Consider the following 25,888-nt stretch of genomic DNA (forward strand, 5'->3'; position numbering starts at 1 on the left):
GTGCCACCGGGGCGACAGGCCCTGCCGGCGCCACGGGCGCCGCCGGCGCTCCGGGTGCCGCCGGCCCTGCCGGCGCCACGGGTGCGGCCGGTCCTGCCGGCGCTCCGGGCGTAGCCGGTCCTGCCGGCCCTGCGGGCGCTACCGGGGCCGCAGGCGCTACCGGGGCCGCTGGCCCTGCCGGCGCCACAGGTGCAGCTGGCCCTGCGGGCGCTACCGGTGCGGCAGGTGCCGCCGGCCCAACGGGCGCGACCGGGGCGGCAGGCGCTAGCGGGGCCGCCGGTGCCACGGGCGCTACCGGCGAAACCGGCGAAACCGGCGAAACCGGCGCTACCGGCGCAACAGGCGCTTCAGGAGAAACCGGCGCTACCGGCGCAACAGGCGCCACAGGAGAAACCGGTGCGACGGGTGCTACCGGTGAAACAGGCGCTACCGGTACCGCCGGCGCAACAGGTGCCATGGGTGAAACAGGCGCTACCGGTACCGTAGGAGCTACGGGGGCTACAGGCGCTACCGGCGCAACAGGTGCAACAGGTGCTACCGGGGAGACAGGCGCTACCGGTGCAACAGGTGCTACCGGTGAGACAGGCGCTACCGGTGAGACAGGTCCTACCGGCGCAACAGGCGCTACCGGTGCTTCATCACCAGAAGAAGGATTTTCGGCCGCCATAGTCACCCCTGTGAGCACCCCAGCCACCATGCAACTGACCGGTTGGAGTGTCGCTAGTCCATATTTTGAGGATGGCTTCGGATTTGATGAGATAACGGGTAACTATACTGCCCCCGCTACCGGCACTTACTCCATCAAAGCAACTATCAATTACGCTGCGACTGCGGCAGTAACGGTCAGCCTAGGTGCAGGGGTGAATCCATATTTTGTAGTCAGAAGAACATCACCTGTGGCTACTGATTTGGTTGCTGGTCAAATACCGATATTTGATGTCAACGTAGTGCTTGTTTTGTCATTGAGGACGATTGTAAGCAGCGGCGTTGTGACTCTTGAAGGAGATGTTGATCTTAATGCCGGCGATGTCATCGGCCTCTTTTATGAGGCCGATGGTTTGGTAAGTCCACTCGACTTGGGTGGTACGGGGGTTAGTCCAGGCATTGTTTGGTCGGTGAATCAAGTTAGGTAATATTTCCTTTAGAAACTCTGAACAATTGTTTTTCCGGCTTTGTTCAGAGTGGGAAGAACTAAGTTGAGTTAATCGGGACGGCAGGCCGGTTTCCGGCCTGCCGCATTTACTGCAGTTAACCGGATACCCGCCGACTACAGGCCGCGCCTGCGTCAAAATGCCGAGTTCGCCATTAGGCAAATTAAACCAACCTTCATTGGCTAAATTGCTTCCCCAAGCTAACTACTGCTCAATATAAACTTGCTGCGCTGATCCAACCATTCAATCAAAGATTCTGCAGACATGGGCTTTGCGAAAGCGTAGCCTTGTCCGAATTCGCAGCCCATTTCGAGCAGTTTCTCAGCGTGAGCGTCGGTTTCGACCCCCTCCGCAATGCATTCGCGTCCGAAGGCGCGGGCCAATCCTATTACGCCGCTGAGAATGGCCAAGTCATCCTGATCTTCCAGCATATCCCTGACAAAACTTTGGTCGATTTTCAAGGTTCTGACAGGCAGGCGTTTTAAGTAAGTCAACGATGAATAACCGGTGCCGAAATCATCCAGAGCAAACCTGATCCCCATGGTTTTACAGGCCTCGATGACGGAGGATACACCGACAATATCATTCAATGCGCTTGACTCCAGGACTTCGAGTTCCAAATGGGCCGGATTAATATCCGGATACCTACGCAGTGCGTTGCGGATGTCGTTCAGGAAATTGGGATTCTGAAGATACGCCCCGTCTATATTGATGCTGATGGGGAGTTCGATCCCCGCATTGCGCCATTGCCTTAATTGATCCAAAGCGCAATATAGCACCCAATTGCCAAGCTCGATATGCAAACTGTGTTTACCGATGAAGGGTAAGAATTCGTTCGGATAGACGATGCCTTTTTCGGGGTCGAGCCATCGAATTAAGCCCTCAACGCCGATAACGCGATGGGTGCGCAAGTTGATTTTGGGTTGATAGTGAAGAAGAAATTCATGGTTCTGCAGGGCCAGACGGATGCGTTCGAGGCTTTGATGGTGTTTCCGCAGTAAAAGATCGTGGTCCGCGTCAAAAAAACAATACCGGCTTTTACCCGCCAATTTTGCTTGATACATGGCCTGATCGGCTTGCCGTATCAATTGGTCGGGTTCGATTTTGTCATATTGCGGATAACAGGCCACGCCGATACTTGCCGATATTCGCAAGCGCAAGCCATTGATACAAAAGGGTTTAGTGGCGGCAATCAGTAACCGGTCGATGATTTCTTGGCACATGGCAATATCATTAAGCTCCGGCAAAACCACGACAAACTCGTCGCCGCCGAGTCTGGCCAGGGTATCGCAATGCCGGAGGGCGTGTTTCATACTATCGGCAATGTGTACCAATAGCTGGTCGCCGCAGGCGTGACCGTACCGATCGTTAATTTCTTTGAAACCGTCCAAGTCAATATAAATTAAAGAGACTGTATGCGCATAACGATCGGCATGGGCCAATGCCTGCTGCAGCCTGTCCGTCAATAAAACGCGGTTTGGCAGATGAGTCAAAGGATCATAATGGGCAAGATATTCCAGTTGTTTTTGATGATCCTTGATAGCCGTGATATCGGAAAATAAGGCGACATAGTATTCTACGGCCCCGGCCTCGTTTTTTACGCAATTGATCGAGAGTAGTTCGGCATAGTGCTCGCCCTGCTTATTACGATTCCAAATCTCCCCCGTCCATTGACCTGTGACATGAATCGATTGCCACATTTCCGCGTAAAAATCGGCTTCGTGCAAGCCGGAGCGCAATAAATTCGGATTTTTCCCCAGCACTTCATTTTTTTCGTATCCTGTGATGCGGGTAAAAGCCCGATTCACATCAATAATATTGCAGGCGGAATCGGTCACTAAAATAGCCTCATTCGAATGATCGAACACACTCGCCGCCAAACGTAAATGTTCCTCATTTTTTTTCTGTGCGGTGATGTCTTCATAAACGCCTATCATCCCGATAACGACCTGTTGTGTATCCCGTAACGGCACTTTTGAAGTCCGCAACCACATTTGGTGGCCTTGCGGAGTGGTTTGTAATTCTTCAAAGCCAAGTTTTGGCTTACCGGTTACCATGACATTTTGATCGTCAACCTGATAAAGGGCCGCTTGTTCCTGCCAACACAATTGAAAATCATCTTTACCGAGTATGTCTTGTTCGGACCGGACACCGGCATCCCGAGCAAACAAGATATTGCATCCTAAATAACAAGAACCCTTATCTTTCCAAAAAATCCGCACAGGGACAGTATCGATAATCGTTCTCAGTAGGGCATGAGACTCCATCAACGCCCGTTCGTTGGCTTTGCGTTGATTCTCATGTTCAAAGTTGGTCAATGCAAAATCAATATCGGCTGCCAGTTCCAGCAGAAGTTTGCGTTCCTCTTCGCCAAAAGCGTTTGTATCCGCACCATAGAGCGTGAACCCGCCGATCACTCGGCCATTTCGGTGTAAAGGCAAAGAGGCCGATGCTCCCCAGCCATAAGGTTCAGCTCTTTCGCGCCAATAGGACGTGCCGGAATCTTTTTGAAAATCGTGGCACCAAAAAGCTCTATCCTCCCGCAACGCCGTGCCCGTCGGTCCTCTACCGCTCGCTAAAGATGCATCGGTTGTAATATCGATATCGTCCAGGTATTCGGTTCCGAGTCCGTAACTGGCAACCGGCTTGAGTTGGTACCCATTAGGCTCTATCAACCCTATCCAGACCATTTTCAAGCCGCCGAAAACAACGGTATCGCGGCAAATGACCTCAAATAGTTGTTCTTGACTGGTGGAGCGTACGATGGCCTGGTTGCACTGGCTCAAGACGGCATAAAACCGTGTCAGGCGTTGATTATTGGCTTCCGTAATCCGGCGGTCATTATCCAGGCGAGCCAGATTTTTTTGGGTTTCCGAAAGCCATGCCAGAACACTGTCGCGATGACCGGAGCTGACGGTAATGGGATCAAAAAACTCGCCCTGACCCAGCTTTGTGATCGATTGATACAACTGTTTGACCGAACCGCCCAGCACGTCGGTTAAAACACGGTAAGAGCGATACAATGTCCAAGTCCAAAACACACTGAATGCGATAAACGCGTAACGAAGTAACAGGGCGACGTCTTCAGCGTGACGAATGGAGCTCAGTGTGCGTTTATCGACGAGTTGATAGAATTCCCTAATTGGCCGCATGATCTTGGCTTTGGCCTGAAAATAGGCGTCATCGAACAGCATTCGGATGGCTGTTTCGCGGTTTTCCTGCAGGGACGCGCCGGGTTCGATCAGGCTCATCGCCTTGAATTCGGTTTGAGTTAACTCGTCGGAAGAGCGCTTTGCTTCAGCTAATTTTGCAAATTCCGCTTCGGTGAAACCGACCTGACGGAATAAATCCAATAACGAAATCGCTTGGCCTGAAGGCATTGGCCTTTGGTCATCGGCTAGCACCAAATCCCAATAGATGTATTTATAGTCGATGGGGCGCGGCTGTTTACCGTCCCGGATATCTAAAATCTCTTGAAAGTGCTTCTTATAGAGAGGATTGCCCGTTGCCACATAGGTGCGAACTTTCATGGTCAAATCGGCGGAAGATTGCCGCAATTCGTTGGCCAACAAGAATGCCAGATCGCGCCGCTCGTACGCACGGTCGATCTGTTTTTCGGAATAAACATAGATGCCGAACAAGAGGGCGAGCACAACAAATAGCCCGAGGCTCAGCCATAGATTTTGATAAAGCCTGGTTAAATATCTTCTTTGCATCCGGGACTAAGTTTTGTCGATACTTGCCTGAAACAGGCTATTGGGACTGCCATTTTGTCACCTTGGGCTGCAATATCAAAGATTATTCTCCGCAAGCGGGCGACAGAAAAAAAGCCCCCTAAGGCGGAACGCGCCAGCGGTTCCGCCGGGGAGCTTCAACTGTAACGGGCCTGCCGCTCAATCGCCGCCAGACGGCGCAAATTGCCCAGCACCTGCGTCAGTACCGCCGAATCGGTATCGAGCGGATACACCATATACGACGGCAGTTTGAACTCCGGACTGCCGGGGACGCGGTGCAGACGCCTTGCCCAGACGAAGGATTCGGCCATCCGGATCGGCAGGAAACACGAGCCGCCGTTGGACAAAATCAATTGGATGCCGAGCCAGCCGATATTGACCACTTGCGCGGGACGTTCCATATCGGGATAGAAGCCGCTGTGCTGAGCATAAAACTCGGGGCCCCAATCGACATAGATATAGTCGTCTCCCGGCCAGGGGTCGTTCGGCCGGGTAGTCAACAGTACCAGCGTTTCGTCGAATAAATGCTCGACTTTCAGCCCCGGGCTGTGCTGCGGGGCGTACATCATCCCGATATCCACGGTGCCCTCGATCAGCCGCCGCATCAAATCTTCCTCGAATCCGATCTCACAGCGCAGCGACACATCCGGCAACGAAGCGCGAATCTCGCCGATCCAGCGCGGCAGCATTGTTTCCCACAGCGCGATGCGCGCACCCACGGTAATGCTGGCTCGAAAGCGGCTGGGCAGACCGATATCGTGTTTCGCCTGCTCCAGCGTCAACAGCATCGATTTCGCATGCTTCAGGAACCGCCGGCCCTGCTGGGTCAGATGCGCCCCGGACCGGTTGCGCACGAACAAAGGCACCCGCAGATGCTCTTCCAGGCGCTGGATGCGCATGCTGACGGTCGATTGCGTCACATAGAGACGGTTGGCCGCCTCCTGAAAGCTGCCGTTCGCCGCTACGCTCAAAAAGGTACGGATCTGTTCGATATCCATGGTGGTTCCATTTGTTTTATCGATATTAAAGTCAAATATAAATCATTTGTTTCATTTGTAAATTGAATTTATATTGGATATTAAAAGTGATCGCCCTATTCTGGGTCATTGTCATCCGCTACCGAGTCGGGCGGTCCATTTCGGCGCAGAGATAAATTCTGCTTTCAGGGCTCAGGCAGGAGGTTCGTGATGTTCAAGAAATATGTACAAAAGGGTTGGTATTGGCTGTTGCCGGCGTTGATGCTGGCCGGCTGTCAGACGGCTCCCACGGTCAGATTGCCCGGCGCGGCAGCCTCGGCGATCAAAACGGTCAGAATAGTAGCCGTCGAGGCGCCCCCCCTGGAGGTGTTGCCCGACCAGCTCGAAGCCCGGATGCCGAATTACGCGCATGAATACAATATGGTTTTGCCGTTGCCCGGCATTAGCACTGCGCAGGAGGCCGTTTACCGGAGTCCGGGCGGTATCCTGATCGCCGGCAAGGTCGGGCAAGGCGACAGCGTGGAAATCGCCGACCTGTCGGCGAAGGGCGACGCTTCAGCCCTGGCCGGTTATTGGCTGCCGACGCGTGAACTGGCATCCGCCGCGGAAGCGCAACTGAAGGCCGCGCATATCGCGGCAGAGCTGAAGCCTCAAGCCGCCCGCCTGCCGATCGCCGCCGGAGAGCGCACAGCGTATATCGGGCATTGGCGGGACGCGGTCGATCGATGGTACGCCCAAAACGCGCCCGCATCCCTTGAAGGGGTGCAAACAGCCGACGCGGTGCTTGAAGTCGGCATCGGCCGCTACCGTATTTTCGAAGGCCAGACGTCCCTTCAGGTCTTGCTTAAATTGATCGATCCGCACACGGGCCAAGTGCTCGCCAAGACCAGCAAGAAAACGCTATTGATCGGTGATACGGCAATACCCGCACTGCTCTATCCGCAAGGCGAAAGATTCAAGGGTTTGATCCGCGAAAACGGCGGGCGGCTGATGGCGGAAGCGATGCAGGACATCGGCCTGACGCCGGTGCGCTTGTCGGAACTGACCGTTCCGTAGCCGGAAGCGGCTTGCGGAGAAAGGTTATGAGTATATCGCTGAAACAGAAGATCGGTTTCGGTTCGCTCATCGTAACCCTGGTGTATCTGCTGTCCGATACGTTGCTCGACCTGTTCTTCGAGCTCCTGGATTTGGCTTTCGAAGGTATCGAATACGTCTTCGATGCGGCCATCGAGCATCTGTTCGACACATCGCGCCATACGGCGCAGGTTGTCACTTTTTACCTGCTGTTTCTGATTGCGGCGGTCTTGCTCTACAGGCTGAGCCGCCGGTTGCCGGGTTGGTACGCGACATTCAAGGCCGATTGGGTTGATGCACGGCATCAGTTGTGTGCAGAGACGCTGGATTATTGGCATACCGCATCGGTATCGGATTTAGTGAAATGGGGATCGGCCGTCACTATCGGCGTGGGCATACTGATGTGGGGACTTTTGATCTGACGGGACTAAAAAGATTGTGGTACCTGATTAATTAATGCGTAGAGGCGCCGGCGGCGGTTAACAGGCCGGTCTTTTAAGGCCGCCGGCGATAGCGGGCCAGTGCCGCTCTCACTTTATCATAGTATCGATTCGCTGTTTTTTTGAGAATGTATAAAAACTTATGCTGCGGATTTTCCGTATGACCACATGCTTCGCAACCGCCATCCCCGTCAGGAAATCTTCATAGCATGGGCCTCATTTATAGTAAACGGCTGCGCGGCTGGCGCTTCGCGCTGTTCAACCTGTGCCTGGGCCTTGGTCATGCGGTCGTAATTTTCAATGCGGGGGCTTATATCGCGATGCTGCCGCGCGTGGCGGGCGGGCTTTCGATTCCTCCCAGCTTCGCGACCTGGACCCAGACCGACTACATGACCAGCCTGGCGCTCGGTTTTCCTGTCGGCGCCTGGCTGGCGCGGCGTAAAGGCGAATGCCGGCCGTTCGTCTGGGCCTTTCTCGTGTTTGCGCTCGCCTCGCTGGTATGCGCTTTTTCCGCTTCGCTTTACCCTTATCTGGCGGCGCGGATCGTACTCGGTTTCGCGGGCGGCGTAACTCTGCCTTTGGGCCAGACGCTGGTCCTGAAAGAATATCCCGACCGCAAAAAATCGGCCGGGATTGGCGTCTGGAGTCTGTTCACGCTGACGCCGTTCACGTTTGGCCCTCCGCTCGGCGGCTGGATCGCGGACCATCTGGGCTGGCGCTGGCTGTTTCTGTTCAATGTTCCTGTCTCGCTCGCGATCGCCGGCATCGTCGGCGCCTTGCTGTACGGGCGCGGCGCAAAAACCGCCTTCAGCCATTTCGACTGGGTCGGCTTCGGCCTGTTGGCGGTCGCGATGGGCAGCTTCCAGACCCTGCTGAATCAGGGCAACGACTGGGACTGGACGAACTCAGGCTACCTGAATGCGTTGATCATCATCTGCATCGCCTCCCTGTTGTACTGGATCGTCTGGGAAATCGGCAGCCGCCGCCCTTTTCTGGATGTGCGTTTATTCGCGCATCGCAATTTCACGATCGGCGTGCTGCTGCTTTCGGCCGGCTTTCTGTTTTTTCAGGGCCTTCTCTCGCTTCTGATCGTGCAGTTGCAGCTGACGATGGGCTATTCCTCGTTCCTCGCGGGCCTGGTGTTTTTGCCGATGGCGATTTTCGCGAAGCCGGTCGCGGGAGTCTTTCATGAAGTCGTCAAACGCTTTGATGCCCGCCCGCTGGCCTGCGCAAATCTGCTCGGCTTCGCGGGCGTTTACTTCTGGTTGAGCCGTTTCGACGATCCCGCGTCTTTCGACCGGTTGTTCTGGCCTAAATTGATCGAAGGCATTTGCCTCGGCACGTTCTTCGGGCCGCTGACCGCATTGATGCTGCACGGCGTGCCTCCGGCCCAACAGCCCCGCGCGGTCGATATGGCAGGCCTGATGCGGATCGCGGCCGGCGCGATCGGCATTTCGCTGCAAACGGTCGTGTTCTACCGGCGCGCGCCTTTCCATATGACCCGCCTGGCCGAGACCCTGACGCCGCTCGATCCGCCTTACGGCCTGGCAATGGATACCCTGACCGGCGCCGGGCTTGCGGAACCGGCCGCCACGGTGCAATTGGCGAAAATCGCCAAGCAGCAGGCGGCCATTCACAGCGTCAACGACGCTTTCTGGATCGCCGGCTGTGCCTTCACCGCGATGGCGCTGCTGGTCTGGCTGGCGCAGCCGACCCGGGAACCGCGGCGCCTCCCGTGGGTGCGCCGCGCACTGGAACTGCTCGCGAGGGAAGTATGAACGCATTACGGCGGCGTTTTGCCGTGTGTCTGAGCGTATTGCTCCTGGCCCCATCCTGCGCCTGGCTTCCCGAACCCGGCGTGCGCGCCGGCAAAATCCCCATGCCGCGCCTCGATAAAACGCTGGCGGCGGCTCGACAAGAGTCGCCGACCAACGCGCGCTGGCCCTCGGAGAAATGGTGGCAAAGCTTCGCGATACCGGCGTTGGACCGCTTGGTCGAAACCGCGCTGGCCGACAGTCCGACCCTCAAAACCGTCGAGGCGCGGCTGCGTCAGGCGCAAACCGGGGTCGATGCCGAAGCGGCCAACCAGTATCCGACCGTCAGCGCCAATATCGGTTTCAGCGCCCAACGCTTTTCCGCCAACAGCGTGCAGGCCAAACTGGCGGGCGAACACTTCCGGCAACTGTTGATCAATCCGTTTGTGCTGCGTTATCACCTGGATTTGTGGGGTGAGGACAAAGCGGCTCTGGAAGCCGCGATCGGCAAGGCGATGGCTTCTGAGATCGAACTGGCCGACGCCCGTCTGCTGCTGTCGGCCGCGGTCGCCGGCGCCTATTTCGATCTGGCTTCGGCATCGGCCCGGCTCGACGCCGCCGCACGCCTCACCGCCGACCGGAGCGAATGGCTCAAATGGGCCGAATCGCGGCTCTCTACCGGCCTTTCGTCCACTGCGCCGTTGTTGAAAGCGAAAATGGACCTCAACGATGCGAAGCAACAGGAGGCGGGGATTCGAGCCGAAATCCAGCTGCTGCAAAACCGTCTTGCGGCGCTGGTCGGGAAAGGGCCCGACTGGGGACGGCAAGTCGCGGCCGCCGCCCTGATCCTGCCCCGGCTGCTGCCCTTGCCGAACGATCTGCCGCTGCATCTTCTCGCGCATCGTCCCGATGTGCAGGCCGCGCGGCTGCGCGCCGAAGCCGAAGCGAAGCTGATCGATGTCGCGAAAACGGCATTTTATCCCGATGTGAATCTCGTCTCTTTTGCGGGGCTGCACAGCGTCAGCATGACCGATGTAATCTTGCAGGGGTCGAGCCTTGCTTATGCGGTCGGTCCGTCGATCGACTTTCCGATTTTCGAAGGCGGACGCCTGCGCGCCGAACTCCAGTATCGGGAGGCCGCCTACGACGCCGCGATCGAACGCTACAACGGCCAGGTACTGCACGCGGTGCAGGAAGTCGCCGACGCGCTGGCCGGCTGGCAAAAGATCGATGAACAGGTGAACGAGCAGCGGCAAACGCTCGCCGCGGCGGAGAAGGCGCGGCAGTTGGCGGAAAGCGCATACCGTTCCGGGCTGAGCGACCGCCGCGGTCTGATCGAAGCGGATACGGCCGCCTCCCTACAACGTCTCCGGCTGGCCGGCCTGGAAGGCGATTATTGCAAAACCGCCGTACAACTCGCCCGCGTCCTGGGCGGCGGCTATCTGAATAAGGCCGTTGAATAAAGGAAACCATGCATAAAACGATACGTCCCAGGGAAATCCTCCGGCGCCGCAAGCGCCGGCTGGCCGCCGTCACCTTGACGTTACTGCTGAGCGTCGCCGCTTATTTGGTTTACTGGTGGCTTGCGAACCGCGAATGGGTCGCGACCGACGACGCTTTCGTGACCGGCCACCTGATTACGCTGAAAGCGCAAACCGAGGGCACTGTCGTCGAAATCCTGGCCGAAAACACGCAGCGGGTGCGCCAGGGGCAGGTCCTGGTGCGCCTCGACGGCGTCCGCGCGCAGCTGGATTTCGAAAAGGCGCAGGCCGAGCTTGGCGAAACGGTCCGCCGTCTCGAAAAACTGACTGCGGGAATTCAAACCTTGCGGCAGCGCATCGCGGCCAGGCAGGCGGCTCTGAACCAGGTCCGCCACGATTTGGACCGCTATCTGGCTGCCTTCCGCGACGGCGCCGCTTCCGAACAGCAGGTGCAAAACGCCAGGGACAAAATCCAGGAACTCGAAGCCGCGATCAAGGAAGCCGAAGCGGAGAAAACGGGCATCGAAGCCGAGGTAGGAGGCGTCGACATCGACCAACATCCTTCGGTCGAAAAAGCCAAAAGCAAACTGCGCCAGGCGTACCTGGAATATAAGCGCCGCCATATCGTCGCGCCGGCTTCCGGCTATGTCGCGAAACGCCGCGCCGAGGTCGGCGACCAGATCAAGCCCGGCGCGCCGCTGCTGGTGATCGTGCCGCTCGACGATCTCTGGATCGAAGCGAATTTTCTCGAAAACCAGATCGCCGGCATCCGCCCCGGCCAGCCTGCCGAAATCCGGGTCGACGCTTACGGCGACCGCCTTGTGTACCACGGCCGCGTACAGGGCATCAACCCCGGCACCGGCAGCCCGTTCGCGCTGTTGCCGACCGACAATGCCACCGGCAACTTCATCCACATCGCCGAACGGGTCCCGGTCCGTATCGGCCTCGATCCTGAGGAATTGCGGAAGAATCCGCTGCAGCCGGGGCTTTCGACCCTGACCCGGATCAGGACCAGCGAAAAAGGCGATGCGCTGCTGGCCTCGCATACCGAAACCGCAAGTGCGGCCTATCGTACCGGCATTTACGAGCACGAGCTGGATGACGTTGAGAAACGGATCCTCGATATTGTGTCGGCTAACCGGTTTAACGTCCGTTAACCTCTTCTGAAAGCGATGAATACACTCCAAATATAACTTCCGTTTCTCCTTCAAAGCCGGATCGCATCCCTGTTGCCCGAATCACGGATAGAGTACAATCTCAGCCGCTTCGTTGCCCTTGTCTTCTCAGGAGAATCGATCGATGGCCAGGTTGTTTGCGGTGTTGTCCTCATTATGGCGCTATTTGCTGCTCGGCTGGCGCGGCCTGTTCGGCGTCTGGCACTGGGATAGGCCGGCCTGGGTTCATCGATCGAGCGGCTGGCTCGAACCCCGCATCCGCTATCTCCAAAACCATCTCTGGCAAAGCATCCTGGCCCTAACCCTGGCCGCAGGGGCCGGCGCGGCAAGCTGGTACGGCTATCAACTGTGGGAAAGCCGCCCCAAGCCGGTGTCGGTCGACTTTTCAGTCGCCGCGCCCGAGCGGATGAAAATCGAGGAAAAAAACGCCAAACCGAATCCCTTGGTAATTACCTTCCAAGGATCGGTCGCGCCGCTGGATCGGGCCGGAAAGGACATTAGCGAAGGCGTCTCGATCAAGCCGGAAGTCAAAGGCCGCTGGCAGTGGCTGGACGACCGCCGCCTGGCGCTGCAACCCGACCGGGAATGGCCGGTCGGACAAACGTTCGAAGTCGCTTTCGAAAAACATCTGGTCGCGAAACAAATCCGGCTGGCGCGCGACGAATTTTCGTTCGCGAGCCCGGCTTTCACCGCCGCGCTCGACAAAGCCGAATTTTATCAGGACCCGCTGGACCCGGTGCTGAAGAAGGCGATTTTCCAGATCCGCTTCAGTTATCCGGTCGATAGCGCCTCGCTCGAAAAAGCGGTCGAGATATCGCTGATCAGCGCGCAGGATCCGAAAATCAAACCCGAGCCGATTCCTTTCACCGTCAGCTACGACAAACTGGGGCTGAACGCCTTCATTCACAGCCGGCCGCTCGCGATTCCCCAGCATCCGCAGCAGGTCAATTTTTTGTTGAACAAGGGCGTCAAGGCGAAAGGCGCGGAGGCGGAAACCGCGTCCGAATTACGCAGCGAAGCGCGCGTACCGGGCCTTTACGACGAACGGATGATCGAGAATATAGAGCTTACGGTTGCGCCGAATCTCCAGTCCGGCCAGCAGGAACAGGTTCTGATCGTGACTACGTCGGTGCCGATTCATGAACAGGAAATCGTCAAAGCGGTGCAGGTCCGGCAATTGCCCGAATTCGCACCCGAGACGCCCGAAGAGGAGCGCGATCACCCGACTTACTGGTCCGTGGATCAGGTTAGCGCGGAAATCCTGAAATCCGCCCAACCGGTCGACCTGCACACGGTTCCGGCCGAAAACGAGTACGGCACATCCCATGCGTTCCGGCTCGAAGCCGATGTCGGCCGTTATCTGTATGTAGCCGTTTCGAAAAACTTGCGCTCGTTCGGCGGCTACCGGCTGCCGAAACCGCTTTACCGGACTCTGCAAGTGCCCGAGTTTCCGAAGGAGCTGCACATCATGGGCCAGGGATCGCTGTTGACGCTGAGCGGCGAAAAGAAAATCGCGGTGATGAGCCGCGACCTGAAGGGCTTGAAAGTCGAACTGGGCCGGCTGTTGCCGGACCAGTTGCAGCATCTGGTCACCCAGACCTCCGGCGATTTCGCGCATCCTGAATTCAGCGGCGATCTCGGGCAGGACAACTTGACCGAACGCTTCGAGCTCAAGCTGCCGCTGCCGGAGGCCGGGCAAGGCAAGCCGCATTATCAACCGGTCGACCTGAAAACCTATCTGGTCGATGCGGAGGGGCAGCCGAAACGCGGCATTTTCCTGCTGACCGCAAAAAGCTACGATCCGGACAAGCCTGAACAAGAGGAAACGGACGATACCGACGGGCCGGAAGAGAAGCGACTGGTGCTGGTGACCGATCTCGGGATGATCGTGAAAACCGAACGGGACGGCTCGCAGGTCGTTTTCGTGCAGTCGATCCGGACCGGCGAACCGCAGGAAGGCGTTGAGGTTTCGGTGATCGGCAAGAACGGGCTGACTCTGATGAAGGGGCTAACCGATGCGGACGGCAAGGTCCGCTTCGCGAAACTGGCAAAACTCGAACGCGAACGCGAGCCGGTCTTTTACCTGGCCTCCGACCGCGGCGACATGAGCTTCCTGCCGCTCGGCCGGGACGACCGCAACCTGAATCTTTCGCGCTTCGACATCGACGGGGCGGCCAATGCGGTCGATCCGGGAGAACTCAGCGCTTATCTGTTCTCGGATCGCGGCATCTACCGCCCCGGGGACGCGTTCCATATCGGGATGATCGTGAAAGCGGAAAAATGGGACATCCCGCTCGACGGCCTGCCGCTGGAGGCCGAAATCCTCGATCCGCGCGGCCTCGCCATCAAAAAAACGCGGCTGAACCTCGGCCGGGGCGGCTTCAACGAGCTCGCGCACGAAACGCTCGACAGCTCGCCGACCGGCACTTATACAGTCAACCTGTACACGGTCAAGAACGCGAAGTCGGACAAATACCTCGGCTCGGTGTCGGTCAAGGTCGAAGAATTCCTGCCCGACCGGATGAAGGCGGCGATCCGGTTTTCGCAGCCGGTTCCCGAAGGCTGGGTGAATCCGAAAGACTTGCAGGCGACCGTAAACGTGCAGAACCTGTACGGCGCGCCGGCGGAAAACCGGGCCGTCGAGGCCAGTCTGACCTTGAGCCCCAGGTTGCCGGAATTTCTCCGGTACAAGGATTACCGATTTTACGATCCGCACTACGCCGAGCACGGCTACGATGAAGAGCTGGATCCTGTAGAGACCGATGCGGGCGGCAATGCATCCTTCAGCCTGGACCTGGAAAAATACGCGAAGGCGACCTACAAGCTGCATTTACTGGCGCGCGCATTCGAAGCGGAAGGCGGCCGCAGCGTCGCGGCCGAAGCGGATATCGTCGTCTCCGACCTGCCGTATCTGGTCGGCTACAAGGCCGACGGTGCGCTCGATTTCGTCGCCCGCAATGCGAAACGCAACGTCGAACTGATCGCGGTCGATCCGAATCTGCAAAAAACCGCCGCCGACCAGCTGACGCTCGAGCTGATCGAACGCAAGGCGCTGTCGGTGCTGATCCGTCAAGACGACGGCACTTACCGCTACGAGTCGCGAATCAAGGAAAGCAGCCTGCACAAAGCGCCGCTGGCCCTGCCGAAGGAAGGCCATACGCTGGCGCTCGACAGCAAGACGCCGGGCGATTACGTCTACCAGGTACGGAATGCGGAAGGTACGGTGCTGGCCAAAATCGCCTACAGCGTTGCCGGCCTCGGCAATGTGTCCCGGACGCTGGACCGGAATGCGGAACTGCAGCTGACGCTCGACAAGCCGAGCTACGCGCCGGGCGAGACGATCAGCGTGAATATCCGGGCGCCTTATACCGGCGCGGGGTTGATCACGGTTGAGCGCGACAAGGTCTACGCGAGCCGCTGGTTTAAAGCCGACACCCAGTCGACCGTGCAGACGATCGATGTACCGAAGGAACTGGCCGGCAACGGTTACGTATCGGTGCAATTCGTCCGCGATCCGGGCTCCGACGAAATTTTCATGAGCCCGCTGTCGTACGGCGTCGCGCCGTTCAAGATCAACCTCAATGCGCAAACGCAGCCGTTGACGCTCGACGCGCCGGAACGGATTAGGCCCGGCGAACGTCTGCCGATCAAGGTAACCAGCGCCGGCCCGGCGCGGGTCGCCGTGTTCGCGGTCGACGAGGGCATCCTGCAGGTCGCGCGCTATAAGGCGCCCGATCCGCTCGGCCATTTCTTCCGGAAGCGCATGCTCGAAGTCGACACATCGCAGATTCTCGACCTGATCCTGCCCGAATTCACCAAACTGCTGCAACTCTCCGCGCCCGGCGGCGACGGCGAGGAAGAGGAAGCCGCCTCTTACCTGAACCCGTTCAAGCGCAAACGCGACAAACCGGCGGTGTATTGGTCCGGCATCACCGATATCGACGGCGAGAAAACCTTCAGCTACGACGTGCCGGACACCTTCAACGGCGCGCTGAAGATTTTCGCGGTCGCGGTCGGCGATCTGAAGATCGCCAGCATGACCGGAAGAACCCAGGTGCGCGGCGACCTGATCGTCACCCCGAACGTGCCGTCGATGGTCGCGCCGGGCGACCAATTCACGGTCAGCACCGGCATCGCGAACCACGTCGAAGGCAGCGGACCGAAAGCCGAAGTCAAGGTTAGGCTGGCCGTGCCGCCGCAGTTGCAGATCAAGGGTAATGCGGAGCAGACGCTCGCGATCGCGGAAGGCCATGAAGGTGCCGCCACCTTCATCCTGCAGGCCGCAACAGATGTCAAAGCCGTCCTGGGCGATGCGGAACTGCGCTTCAGTGCGGAAAGCGGCGGTAAATCGGCCAAATTGAGCAGCCATCTCAGCCTGCGCCCCGCCGTGCAGAAAATGGCAAACCTGAGGTTGGGCAACTTCAAAGGCAAACAGGAAGTGAAAGAGCTGCGCCGGCTGTATCCGGAATACCGGAAGGTCAGCGCCGGACTGTCGCCGTTGCCGCTGGTCGCGATGCCGGGATTGACGGCCTATCTGGACAATTTCAGCCATTACTGCACCGAGCAGTTGACCAGCAAGGCGATGCCGGCAATCGTGCTGCGGAAGCGCCCGGAATTCGGCGACAAGCCTGAGCCGGCCAATGCCGAGATGGATATATCGAGACTGCTTTCGGTGCTGCGCACCCGCCAAAACGGCGAAGGCGGCTTCGGCTTGTGGACCGCCTCGCCCGATGCGCACGAATTCGTTTCGGTCTACGCGACCCACATGCTGCTGGAGGCGTCCGCGAACGGGCTTCCGGTGCCCGCCGACATGCTGCGGCAGGCGACGGATTACCTGCGAAACCTGTCCGCGAGCCCGGCGGAAGACCTGACCGGCCTGCGCACGCGCGCCTATGCCGCGTATCTCTTGACCCGGCAGGGCAACGTCACGACTGCCGCATTGGCCGGGATTCAAGAAACGTTGCGCGCGAATTACAAGGATGAAGAATGGCAGGACGACCTGGTCGCGGTCTATCTCGGGGCCAGTTATCAGTTGCTGCAGCAGCCTTCGGTCGCTGCTGAGTTGATCAAGATTCCGGCCGAGTCGCTCGGAAACTCGGCCGGCACATTCGAGTTCAACGACTATTACGATCCCTTGATCTATCAATCCCAGACCCTGTATGTGCTGGCGAAGCATTTCCCGGACCGGCTCAAAAAGCTGCCGCCTTCCCTGTTCTCTGCGATCGGCCGGCACTTGCAGGAAGACCGCTTCAACACGCTGTCCTCGGCGTATCTGCTGCTCGCTTTCGACGCCTACCTGGACGCGCTGCCGTCCGAAGAGGCGCAGCATCTTTCGATCACCGCGATCGACGGCAAAGGCCAACGCCAGACCCTGGCTCTTCCGCAAAATTTCGCGCCGCGCGTAGCGTTCCCTCTCGAAACTGCTGCGCTCGAATTCGAAGGCGGGAGGGGTATGCCGCTGTATTACGCGGTTTCCGAATCGGGCTTCGATATCGAGCCGCCGAAATCGGAGGTGCGTAACGGCCTTGAAATCGTCCGGAGTTTCCTGGACGACGAAGGCAAGCCGCTCGATAAAATCCCGCTGGGTGCTGAACTGACCGTTTCGATCCGCGCGCGGGCGATCGATCGCGACTTTATCGACAATGTCGCGATTGTCGATCTCTTGCCCGGCGGTTTCGAAGCGGTGCGGCAGAATCCGGCTGAGAAAGAACCGGCTGATTCCGAAGAGGATGCGGGAGAAGAAAATGTCCCAAGCTGGCTGGACCGCCTGAAAACCGGCGGCAACTGGACGGCCGATTATGTCGACATCCGCGAGGACCGGGTGCTTCTTTACGGCACGCTGAATAAGGACATGGCGGAATACCGCTACCGTGCGAAGGCGACCGCCGCCGGCATTTTCAACGTGCCTCCGGTTTATGCCGAGGCGATGTATCTACCGACTTTACGGGCACATTCCGGGTCAGGCACTGTGCGTGTTGACGAGAAAGATCCGTAGGATGGGTTTCGGCTGGCGCCTCTACCCATCCTACACGTTACAGGCTAAATTTGTAGCATATAAAATTTTTATAGTGCCGTTTTAATTACAATGTCTATTCAAGCCGCCGCTACTGCATTCGAAACGGAAAAACTACAGCATCGGATCCTGATGATCGATCTCGAAAATTGTCCAAGTCAAATTGGACATTTGATGGACGACTTGAAGCAGTATGCGCAAGTCGTTATATGCTATGCGCAAAGCGGGGCCAAAGTTCCGCTGGATTGGATCATGCCATTAACAGCACTGGTTAATGAAAAACGTTTGGAAATCGTCAAGATGCCTAATGGAGGTAAGAATGCCGCTGATTTTGGGATTGCTTTTTGGGCCGGAACTTTAATGGCGCAAACAGGCGCTGATACCCACTTCGATATCCTGTCCAACGATGCCGATTTGGATCATGTCGTTCGCCTGCTAAGCAGCCAGCAACGTAGCGCTAAAAGGATTACAACCCAAAAACCAAATGATCCCGTATCAAATAGTACTTTTATCCTGCCGACTTCAGTGCAGACATATTGCTTGCACTTGGATACTCATCAAAAGAACCGTCCTGTCAAAAAAGAAACTTTACTTAACCACATCAAAAGTAAATTTAATGGATCGGGTATCGATGCGGAAAAGCTATTTGAAGATCTGTGTAAACAGGGAGCTATTAAACTTGTCGACAATAAAATCAATTATATCCAGAAAAAAATCAGCGAACTGGCCAGCACGGCTGCTAAATGACATTTCCAGTTTTCAGAAAATCAGCATGCCATAAGATGTGCCGATAAATGCAGGACCGTAGGACCACAGGATGCGCTGACGACTGCATGGATGCAGGAGCTAGAGCAATGCATGGAGCAATTGCCGAGGAACGAAGGGCATCATTTCGCGTAAATTCAATTGATGCGCCTCCTGCGTCGGCACATCCTACGAGAGGTTTTTCGGCTTGGCTGCTTTGGGGCTGTATTCTTACGCTCAGACGCATCCCCCTTCCCAGAATCAACCGTTATCTTTATCTACTCGGGGAACTCCAACGCCTGAATTTAGCTTACGGTTGGCGTTTTCGGCTTGTTGACGTCACTCGATCAGTTTCTCTTCCAAGTGCCATTTACGTCGACCGGATTTAAGCCAAGCACAAACCCAACGGGTTAGGATAAGGGTTTCTCAACTAAACCTTCGGGCATAGATGCAATAAAAAATGTTTTCCCGATGCTCAAACTCATAGGTTTAACTTTGCGCGCATCGGCTAAAAAGATGCTCTAAACCCGGTTTTTTCAGGTCATCTGGTAAAATTCATCGTCTTCTATTAGTCCGCAACATTTAAGAGCCACTGATTATGCAAAATTATACTGTTCGAACGAAGTTTGCGATTTCATGTTTTATTTTAGCCCTTAGCGGCTGTGCCTCCGAACCGGCGCCGGCCCCGGAACCGCTCATTTCCGGCGAGGAAATGCTGCGCGAAAGCCAAGGCATCGCGAATTTAGGCGACAGATGGAAAAAAGGCAAGCAGTTGGTTGACCGGGGCAATGCCATGATCGCTGAAGGTCAAAATAAAATTAACGAAGGCAGGCGAATCGTCGAAGAGGGAGAAAGAGTCATGCGCGAAAGTGAGGAAAGCTATAAGAGTATCAAAAAATAACCGCGCGGAAATCTCTGACGAAATGCTGTCCAGGTTGGGCTGACGTCAGAAAGCCCAACCAGTACTTTTCCAGGCAGAGCATGTTGTCATTGTCTGAAACAAGGATGGCTGATAAATGACCCACAATCAAGCCGGCCTACTGCGCAACCCGTTGCATGCGAATAGGTGGTTTCGAGCCGCCGTTCTCGGTTTAGCGGCAGTTTGGCTTGTTCTTGGGGCGGTTAAGTATTTCCCCAAATCGTCACTTTCGGATTCCTACCCCAAATCAACCGCGATCTATGCCCGGTACGGGGAGCTGCTGCGCCTGACCTTGGCGAGCGACGGCCAGTTCCGGCTGTGGACTCCGCTGGAACAGATTCCCGTCCACCTCCGTACCGCCGTCCTGCTCTACGAAGACCGCTGGTTCTACCGGCACCCCGGCGTCAATCCCTGGGCCTTGGTACGCGCGGCCTGGGCAACCTTGACGAACAGCGGCCGGCAAGGCGGCTCGACGATCGCGATGCAGGTCGCCCGGCAGTTATACCGGATCGACAGCCGCAGTTATTTCGGGAAACTCCGCCAGATTGCGCTCGCGCTGTGGCTCGACCTTCGCTATAGCAAAGACGAAATATTGGAAGCCTATCTGAACGGCGTTTCGTACGGCGGCAATATCGTCGGGATCGGGGCGGCGAGCCGGATTTATTTTCACAAACCGGCGATGGAGTTGAACCGGGTCGAAGCGCTGACGCTGGCAGTGATCCCGCAAAATCCTGCGCGCCGCGTCCCGATACACCATGAACTGCCGAAGACGCTGCTGGCCGCCCGGCAACGTCTTTGGCAAAGCTGGCTGGAGGAATTTCCGGAAGACCGCCGCTATGCCGCCGATCTGGCTCTGCCTTTACCCGTGTACAGCCGCTCCGAATTGGCGATCGAAGCCCCGCATCTGACCGACCTGTTGTTGCAGCGCTGCGCCGGAACCGACGCAATTCACAGCGGCCTGGACTTGAGGGTGCAAAAGAGCTTGGAACGTTCGATCCGCCATTTCTTGGCAGCCGCCCGCGACAAAGGCATACGCAACGCCGCTGCCCTTTTGATCGATGCAAATTCGATGCAGGTGCGGGCGATGGTCGGCTCGGCCGATTACCGAAATGCCGCGATCGACGGCCAGGTCAACGGCACGCTGGCGAAACGCTCGCCGGGTTCGACTTTAAAGCCGTTCGTCTATGCGCTGGCGCTCGATCAGGGACTGGTGCATCCCCGTACGATCCTGGCCGACCTGCCGACCGCCTTCGGCCCTTACAGTCCGGAAAATTTCGACGGACGCTTCATCGGTCCGGTTACGGTGCAGGATGCGTTGATTCGCTCCCGCAACGTGCCCGCGGTCCGGATTGCAGCCAAGCTTTCCCGTCCTACGCTCTATCAATTCCTGCAGCGCGCCGGCGTGTCAAGGCCTCGGGATGAGCCGCATTACGGTCTGTCGCTGGCGCTCGGCGGCGGCGAGGTGACGATGGAAGAGCTGGCCGAGCTTTATGCGCTGCTGGTCAATCAGGGGAAACTCGGCAGGCTCGATTATTGCGGTAGCCCCGACCGGGCGGAACCGAACGCTCCCGAGCCCTTGGCGCTGCTGAGCCGCGCCGCGGCCTACATTACGCTCGCTATGCTGAAGCACAATCCACGTCCCGATTCGAAGCGTCCGGACCGGCCCGATACGGCCTGGAAGACCGGCACTTCCTGGGGATTTCGCGACGCCTGGAGCATCGGCATCGCGGGGCACTATGTGCTGGCCGTCTGGGTCGGCAATTTCGACGGCACTAAAAACCCGGCCCTGGTCGGCGGCAAAGCGGCCGCACCGCTGTTTTTCTCGATTACGGACAGCCTGCGGGCCCAAAGCCTGTTGCCCGGACTGGCGGACCCGATTCCCTCGGTCAAGCCCGATGCGGTTGCAGAGGTCGAGGTCTGCGCCGCCAGCGGCGACCTCCCGAACGCGGACTGCCCGGTACGGGCGAAGACTTGGTTCATTCCGGGCAAATCGCCGATCCGAACCAGTACGCTGCACCGCGCGGTTCATTTCGACCGGCAAACCGGCCGCATCGTCTGTCCGGACGCCCCGCAAAGCCGGCGCGAAATCGTCGAATTCTGGGACAGCGAGATGCTCCGCCTTTTCGAACAGGCCGGCATGCCGCGCCGCCCGGCTCCGCCATTGCCCGAGTGCTACCGGAACCCGGCGGAAGAGGACGGCGGACTCCGGATTATCTCGCCTTCGAAATCCGGCATCTACGCTTTCCGTCTCGGCAAACCTTCGACCCTGGCCTTGAAAGCGACCACGGCCGCGAACGGCAGCATTTATTGGTTCGCCAATCGAAGTTTCATTGCCAGAACGGCTCCTTCCGAAACCTATTCCTGGCTGCCCGGCCAGCCCGGCCATTACCTGATCAGCGCGGTCGATGCAGACGGTCATGCCGCATCGACCGAAATCCGGGTCGAATTGGCGCCCTGAAACCGAGGTTTGCGAGCTCTCGCAACGCAGAAACGCATCCGGATCGAAATTATCCGTGCCGATCGTACCCGAATGGCGGAACCTAGAGTCCATCCGGCCGGTCTTGGTAGATATCCCGAAGCACGGCTTTCAGGGATCTCTGAAGTACCCCGTCCGAACGTTTTCAAAAATCCGGCGTGCCATGGGCCGGCCGGGTACAAATACACGAGGAGAACGATAATGAAACACGCAGCCTTAATTTCGATGGGACTTTTATTTTTCGCAGCGTCCGCGTTCGCCGAGGAAAATGCGGCGCCGCAGCGGCGGGAGGATGTCGAGCAGCGCCGCCAGGAACTGGTGCCGTATAATCCCGCCCAGGCGCTGGAAACTTTTTCGAAAACCGTTCACGGCGGGGTCTTGCACGTGGTGACCAAATCGGACAATCCCGAACAGGTTAAATTGATCCAGGGGCATCTGAAAGAAATGGCCGAAGAGTTCAGAAAAGGCGATTTTTCCAGCACGATGCGGATGCACGGCCCCGAGATGCCGGGCCTTCAGCAATTGAAAACTGCGCCGACCGACGACATCCGCTATGAATACAAACCGCTAACGAACGGCGCGCAAATTCATTTTTCCACCGAATACCCCCAGTATGTGCAGGCACTGCATGAATGGTTGGATGCCCAGGCAAAGGATCACGGCAACGCTCCGGTGCCCGAGCACATGAAACACCATTCGGGCATGTCGGAATAAAGGCACCGGTCTCGCTTCGAGACGGCCGGTTTCTTTACCATGCCAAAGTCGACCCTAAGCGGCCGGCAACGGCGTGGAAGCGGCGTTTTATGCTACGAGAAATATCCCCGGCTTTTCCATAAGCGGCCGACGACGACGCTTTCCGCGCTTTGCATTTCCGACAATGCCGTTATCCACCTGAAATTCAAGGTATGCCCATGTATAATGGACCTTTGTTTGATTTTCCAACTCGTCCTGGTAACCATGCTGACTTATCCGCAAATCGATCCGATCGCCATCGCCATTGGCCCGTTAAAAATCCACTGGTACGGTTTGATGTATCTGGTCGGATTCGCCGGCGTCTGGATATTAGGCAAGAAACGGGCCGAAAAACCCTGGTCGCCGATCAAGCCCGAGGCAATCGAAGACCTGGTCACTTACGGCGCGCTCGGCGTGATCCTGGGCGGACGCATCGGCTACACACTGTTTTACAACCTGCCCGAATTCCTGCATAACCCCTTAGTGCTATTCGAGATATGGAAGGGAGGCATGTCGTTCCACGGCGGCATGCTCGGTGTGTTTGCCGCCATGTGGTTTTTCGGCAAGCAGCAGAACTGCACGATGCTGCAGCTGACCGACATCATCTCGCCGCTGGCGCCGATCGGCCTCGGCGCCGGCCGGATCGGCAACTTCATCAACTCCGAACTTTGGGGACGGCCGACCGATGTGCCGTGGGGCATGGTATTCCCGAACGGCGGTCCTTTGCCGCGCCATCCGTCCCAGCTTTACGAAGCGTTTCTGGAAGGCGTGGTGCTGTTCGCGATCCTCTGGATCTATACCGCCAAACCGCGCCCGAAGATGGCGCCGACCGGGATGGCGCTGTTTTTTTACGGCTGCTTCCGCTTCTTCGTCGAATTCTTCCGGATGCCCGACGTGCAGTTGGGCTATCTGGCGCTCGACTGGGTCACGATGGGGCAGATCCTGTCCACGCCGATGATCCTGATCGGCGCCGGGATGGTTTACTGGGCTTACCGCAATCCGGTTCCGCAAAACGTTTGAATCCGCATGACGACAGGACTTGAATTCGGAATTTCATGCAACCTTATCTCGATCTACTGAACAAAATCCTGCACGAAGGCACCCGGAAGGGCGACAGAACCGGAAGCGGGACCTTATCGATCTTCGGGCACCAGATGCGTTTTCCGCTGGCCGAAGGGTTTCCTTTGGTCACCACGAAAAAAGTCCATCTGAAATCGATCATTCACGAACTGCTCTGGTTCCTGCGCGGCGATACGAATCTGGCCTACCTGCACGAACACAAGGTTACCATCTGGGACGAGTGGGCCGACGAAAACGGCGATCTCGGCCCGGTTTACGGCCGTCAATGGCGTGCCTGGCCGCTGCCCGGCGGCGGCACGGTCGACCAATTGAAACAGGTCGTCGAACAGATCAAGACTACCCCGAACAGCCGACGGATGCTCGTTTCGGCCTGGAACGTGGCCGATTTGCCGGACGAAACGATCAGTCCGCAGGCGAACGTCGCACACGGCAGGATGGCGCTGGCGCCGTGCCATGCGCTGTTCCAGTTTTACGTCGCGGAAGGCAAGCTGTCGTGCCAGCTCTACCAGCGCAGTTGCGATACCTTTCTGGGCGTGCCGTTCAATATCGCGAGCTACGCCCTGTTGACGCACCTGGTCGCGCAGCAGGCCGGCCTCGGCGTCGGCGATTTCATCTGGACCGGCGGTGATGTACACTTGTACCTGAACCATCTGGAGCAGGCCCGGCTGCAATTGAGCCGTACGCCTTATCCTTTGCCGCGGCTGGTCCTGAAACGCAAGCCTGATTCGCTGTTCGATTACCGGTACGAGGATTTCGAAATCGAAGATTATCGGGCGCACGATCCGATCAGGGCGCCGATTTCGGTTTGATGCCGGGGTTTTCGCGACTCCGGCCAGTCTATTTTATGCATCACCTCGATGGCGCATGCGCGATCGAGGCAGCTCATCCGTCTATCCGGTTTTACGCTGCATCGAGGCTACAGTTTATTTGTTCGATTCATCGCCTTCAAACGGAGCATGGCAATGAAACAAGACCGCCCCTTTATCGACCCCAATTACATGAACAACTACCATTACAAAGCCCATCCCTGGCACGGCATCAGCGCGGGCGACAATACGCCTTCGGTGGTCAACGCCTTCATCGAGATCGTGCCGACCGATACGGTCAAATACGAAATCGACAAACAGAGCGGCTACCTGAAAATCGACCGGCCGCAAAAATTCTCGAACATGGTCCCGACCTTGTACGGCTTCGTCCCGCGCACCTATTGCGGGAGTAAGGTCGCCGAATTCGCCGCCTTGAAGTCGGGGCGGATGGGCATCAAGGGCGACGGCGACCCGCTCGACATCTGTGTGCTGAGCGAACGCAGCGTATCCCACGGCGACATCATCCTGCAGGCGATCCCGGTCGGCGGCTTCCGCCTGCTCGACGGCGGCGATGCGGACGACAAGATCATCGCCGTGATGAAGGGCGACGAATTTTACCGGCAGTGGAATGACGTCTCCGACTGCCCGAGTTCTTACATCAACCGGCTGATGCATTATTTTCTGACCTACAAAAATCTGCCCGGCGAGGAGTCCACCTGCGAAATTACCGACGTGTACGGCCGCGCCGAGGCCCATGAAGTGATCAAGCGCGCGATGCAGGATTACATGAGCCTGTTCAACGGCATCGAAGATTTGTAAGAAATAATGATATGCCTGAAATAGCAAGATTTTACGGAATCATCATCAAGTTGTTTTTTGGCGATCATCCGCCACCCCATTTCCATGCTGTGTATGGCGAGTACGTTGGATTATTTAATATCGAAACGTTGGAAATGATCGAAGGCGATCTCCCGAACAGAGCTAAGAAATTGGTATTGGAGTGGGCGAGCACGTATAAAAGCGAACTCAAAGAAATGTGGGTGCGCCAGGGGAGTTCCATAAACTTCCTCCACTGGAATAATTGCCATGCATATTCCTAAAATAACCACGGCCTTCGCAGTTGATGATCGCACGCTTATCGTTCAATTTGATAACGATGCCCGAAAAAAATACGACATTACACCATTGCTGGATAAAGCGATGTTTGCACCTCTCAGAAATGTTTCACTATTCAAATCCGTTAAGGTCGAACAGGGTGGCTATGCAGTCGTCTGGAACGATGAAATCGACATCAGTGAATATGAATTGTGGATTCACGGTGAAACTGCATAA

The 25,888-nt window shown here is 57.3% G+C and carries 18 protein-coding genes; 16 read left to right on the forward strand and 2 right to left on the reverse strand.

Annotated elements, in window-relative coordinates; genetic code table 11:
- Nucleotides 1-695 precede the first annotated feature (695 nt).
- Nucleotides 696-1,133: a hypothetical protein gene (locus JJL52_RS21280; protein ID WP_236994106.1), complete on the forward strand. Its 438-nt coding sequence runs from the start codon at nt 696-698 to the stop codon at nt 1,131-1,133.
- A gap of 218 nt (nt 1,134-1,351) precedes the next feature.
- Here JJL52_RS21280 and JJL52_RS06620 read toward each other — a convergent pair whose 3' ends face one another.
- Both JJL52_RS06620 and JJL52_RS06625 read right to left on the reverse strand, forming a co-directional pair.
- Entirely contained in the window at nt 1,352-4,867 is a 3,516-nt protein-coding gene (locus tag JJL52_RS06620; protein WP_202051623.1) for a sensor domain-containing phosphodiesterase, read from the reverse strand.
- Between the two features lie 155 nt (nt 4,868-5,022).
- Nucleotides 5,023-5,883, reverse strand: coding sequence for a LysR family transcriptional regulator (locus JJL52_RS06625; RefSeq protein ID WP_202051624.1), 861 nt, complete (start codon nt 5,881-5,883; stop codon nt 5,023-5,025).
- A gap of 189 nt (nt 5,884-6,072) precedes the next feature.
- Here JJL52_RS06625 and JJL52_RS06630 point away from each other — a divergent pair, with 189 nt between their 5' ends.
- The 15 genes from JJL52_RS06630 (at nt 6,073) to JJL52_RS06700 (ending at nt 25,888) form a co-directional block, all read left to right on the forward strand.
- A complete protein-coding gene (locus JJL52_RS06630) occupies nt 6,073-6,918 on the forward strand; it encodes a hypothetical protein (RefSeq protein ID WP_202051625.1) in 846 nt (281 codons plus the stop codon).
- Nucleotides 6,919-6,944: 26 nt separating this feature from the next.
- Nucleotides 6,945-7,358: a hypothetical protein gene (locus JJL52_RS06635; RefSeq protein ID WP_202051626.1), complete on the forward strand. Its 414-nt coding sequence runs from the start codon at nt 6,945-6,947 to the stop codon at nt 7,356-7,358.
- Between the two features lie 227 nt (nt 7,359-7,585).
- The gene (locus tag JJL52_RS06640; protein WP_202051627.1) at nt 7,586-9,154 is read left to right on the forward strand and encodes a DHA2 family efflux MFS transporter permease subunit; all 1,569 of its coding nucleotides are present in this window, start codon (nt 7,586-7,588) and stop codon (nt 9,152-9,154) included.
- Complete coding sequence (locus JJL52_RS06645; protein ID WP_202051628.1) at nt 9,151-10,593, forward strand: efflux transporter outer membrane subunit; 1,443 nt, start codon at nt 9,151-9,153, stop codon at nt 10,591-10,593. The genes JJL52_RS06640 and JJL52_RS06645 overlap by 4 nt, the downstream gene beginning before the upstream one ends.
- An 8-nt stretch (nt 10,594-10,601) precedes the next feature.
- The gene (locus JJL52_RS06650; protein WP_202051629.1) at nt 10,602-11,768 is read left to right on the forward strand and encodes an HlyD family secretion protein; all 1,167 of its coding nucleotides are present in this window, start codon (nt 10,602-10,604) and stop codon (nt 11,766-11,768) included.
- 142 nt (nt 11,769-11,910) lie between these two features.
- Nucleotides 11,911-17,781 carry an alpha-2-macroglobulin gene (locus tag JJL52_RS06655; protein ID WP_202051630.1) on the forward strand — a complete coding sequence of 1,957 codons (5,871 nt, stop codon included), beginning with the start codon at nt 11,911-11,913 and terminating at the stop codon, nt 17,779-17,781.
- 150 nt (nt 17,782-17,931) lie between these two features.
- On the forward strand, nt 17,932-18,546 hold the full coding sequence (locus JJL52_RS06660) for a PIN domain-containing protein (RefSeq protein ID WP_202051631.1): 615 nt from the start codon (nt 17,932-17,934) through the stop codon (nt 18,544-18,546).
- 595 nt (nt 18,547-19,141) lie between these two features.
- Entirely contained in the window at nt 19,142-19,444 is a 303-nt protein-coding gene (locus tag JJL52_RS06665) for a hypothetical protein (RefSeq protein ID WP_202051632.1), read from the forward strand.
- Between the two features lie 115 nt (nt 19,445-19,559).
- Nucleotides 19,560-21,920 (forward strand): penicillin-binding protein 1C, encoded by a 2,361-nt coding sequence (gene pbpC, locus JJL52_RS06670; protein ID WP_202051633.1) that lies wholly within the window; start codon nt 19,560-19,562, stop codon nt 21,918-21,920.
- A gap of 219 nt (nt 21,921-22,139) precedes the next feature.
- On the forward strand, nt 22,140-22,652 hold the full coding sequence (locus JJL52_RS06675; protein ID WP_202051634.1) for an aspartate carbamoyltransferase: 513 nt from the start codon (nt 22,140-22,142) through the stop codon (nt 22,650-22,652).
- Between the two features lie 243 nt (nt 22,653-22,895).
- Nucleotides 22,896-23,690: a prolipoprotein diacylglyceryl transferase gene (gene lgt, locus JJL52_RS06680; protein WP_202051846.1), complete on the forward strand. Its 795-nt coding sequence runs from the start codon at nt 22,896-22,898 to the stop codon at nt 23,688-23,690.
- 35 nt (nt 23,691-23,725) lie between these two features.
- Entirely contained in the window at nt 23,726-24,559 is an 834-nt protein-coding gene (gene thyA / locus JJL52_RS06685; RefSeq protein WP_202051635.1) for a thymidylate synthase, read from the forward strand.
- Nucleotides 24,560-24,712: 153 nt separating this feature from the next.
- Nucleotides 24,713-25,375 (forward strand): inorganic pyrophosphatase, encoded by a 663-nt coding sequence (locus JJL52_RS06690; protein ID WP_236994107.1) that lies wholly within the window; start codon nt 24,713-24,715, stop codon nt 25,373-25,375.
- An 11-nt stretch (nt 25,376-25,386) separates the two neighbouring features.
- A complete protein-coding gene (locus tag JJL52_RS06695; protein ID WP_202051636.1) occupies nt 25,387-25,656 on the forward strand; it encodes a DUF4160 domain-containing protein in 270 nt (89 codons plus the stop codon).
- A complete protein-coding gene (locus JJL52_RS06700; protein ID WP_202051637.1) occupies nt 25,643-25,888 on the forward strand; it encodes a DUF2442 domain-containing protein in 246 nt (81 codons plus the stop codon). The genes JJL52_RS06695 and JJL52_RS06700 overlap by 14 nt, the downstream gene beginning before the upstream one ends.

The organism is Candidatus Methylomicrobium oryzae (assembly GCF_016745425.1).
GTDB lineage: Bacteria > Pseudomonadota > Gammaproteobacteria > Methylococcales > Methylomonadaceae > Methylomicrobium > Methylomicrobium oryzae.

Bases quoted from the DNA above. Each gene is read 5' to 3' on its own strand.
- JJL52_RS21280 (WP_236994106.1), top strand. From the start codon at position 696: ATGCAACTGACCGGTTGGAGTGTCGCTAGTCCATATTTTGAGGATGGC.
- JJL52_RS06620 (WP_202051623.1), bottom strand. From the start codon at position 4,867: ATGCAAAGAAGATATTTAACCAGGCTTTATCAAAATCTATGGCTGAGC.
- JJL52_RS06625 (WP_202051624.1), bottom strand. From the start codon at position 5,883: ATGGATATCGAACAGATCCGTACCTTTTTGAGCGTAGCGGCGAACGGC.
- JJL52_RS06630 (WP_202051625.1), top strand. From the start codon at position 6,073: ATGTTCAAGAAATATGTACAAAAGGGTTGGTATTGGCTGTTGCCGGCG.
- JJL52_RS06635 (WP_202051626.1), top strand. From the start codon at position 6,945: ATGAGTATATCGCTGAAACAGAAGATCGGTTTCGGTTCGCTCATCGTA.
- JJL52_RS06640 (WP_202051627.1), top strand. From the start codon at position 7,586: ATGGGCCTCATTTATAGTAAACGGCTGCGCGGCTGGCGCTTCGCGCTG.
- JJL52_RS06645 (WP_202051628.1), top strand. From the start codon at position 9,151: ATGAACGCATTACGGCGGCGTTTTGCCGTGTGTCTGAGCGTATTGCTC.
- JJL52_RS06650 (WP_202051629.1), top strand. From the start codon at position 10,602: ATGCATAAAACGATACGTCCCAGGGAAATCCTCCGGCGCCGCAAGCGC.
- JJL52_RS06655 (WP_202051630.1), top strand. From the start codon at position 11,911: ATGGCCAGGTTGTTTGCGGTGTTGTCCTCATTATGGCGCTATTTGCTG.
- JJL52_RS06660 (WP_202051631.1), top strand. From the start codon at position 17,932: ATGATCGATCTCGAAAATTGTCCAAGTCAAATTGGACATTTGATGGAC.
- JJL52_RS06665 (WP_202051632.1), top strand. From the start codon at position 19,142: ATGCAAAATTATACTGTTCGAACGAAGTTTGCGATTTCATGTTTTATT.
- pbpC (WP_202051633.1), top strand. From the start codon at position 19,560: ATGACCCACAATCAAGCCGGCCTACTGCGCAACCCGTTGCATGCGAAT.
- JJL52_RS06675 (WP_202051634.1), top strand. From the start codon at position 22,140: ATGAAACACGCAGCCTTAATTTCGATGGGACTTTTATTTTTCGCAGCG.
- lgt (WP_202051846.1), top strand. From the start codon at position 22,896: ATGCTGACTTATCCGCAAATCGATCCGATCGCCATCGCCATTGGCCCG.
- thyA (WP_202051635.1), top strand. From the start codon at position 23,726: ATGCAACCTTATCTCGATCTACTGAACAAAATCCTGCACGAAGGCACC.
- JJL52_RS06690 (WP_236994107.1), top strand. From the start codon at position 24,713: ATGAAACAAGACCGCCCCTTTATCGACCCCAATTACATGAACAACTAC.
- JJL52_RS06695 (WP_202051636.1), top strand. From the start codon at position 25,387: ATGCCTGAAATAGCAAGATTTTACGGAATCATCATCAAGTTGTTTTTT.
- JJL52_RS06700 (WP_202051637.1), top strand. From the start codon at position 25,643: ATGCATATTCCTAAAATAACCACGGCCTTCGCAGTTGATGATCGCACG.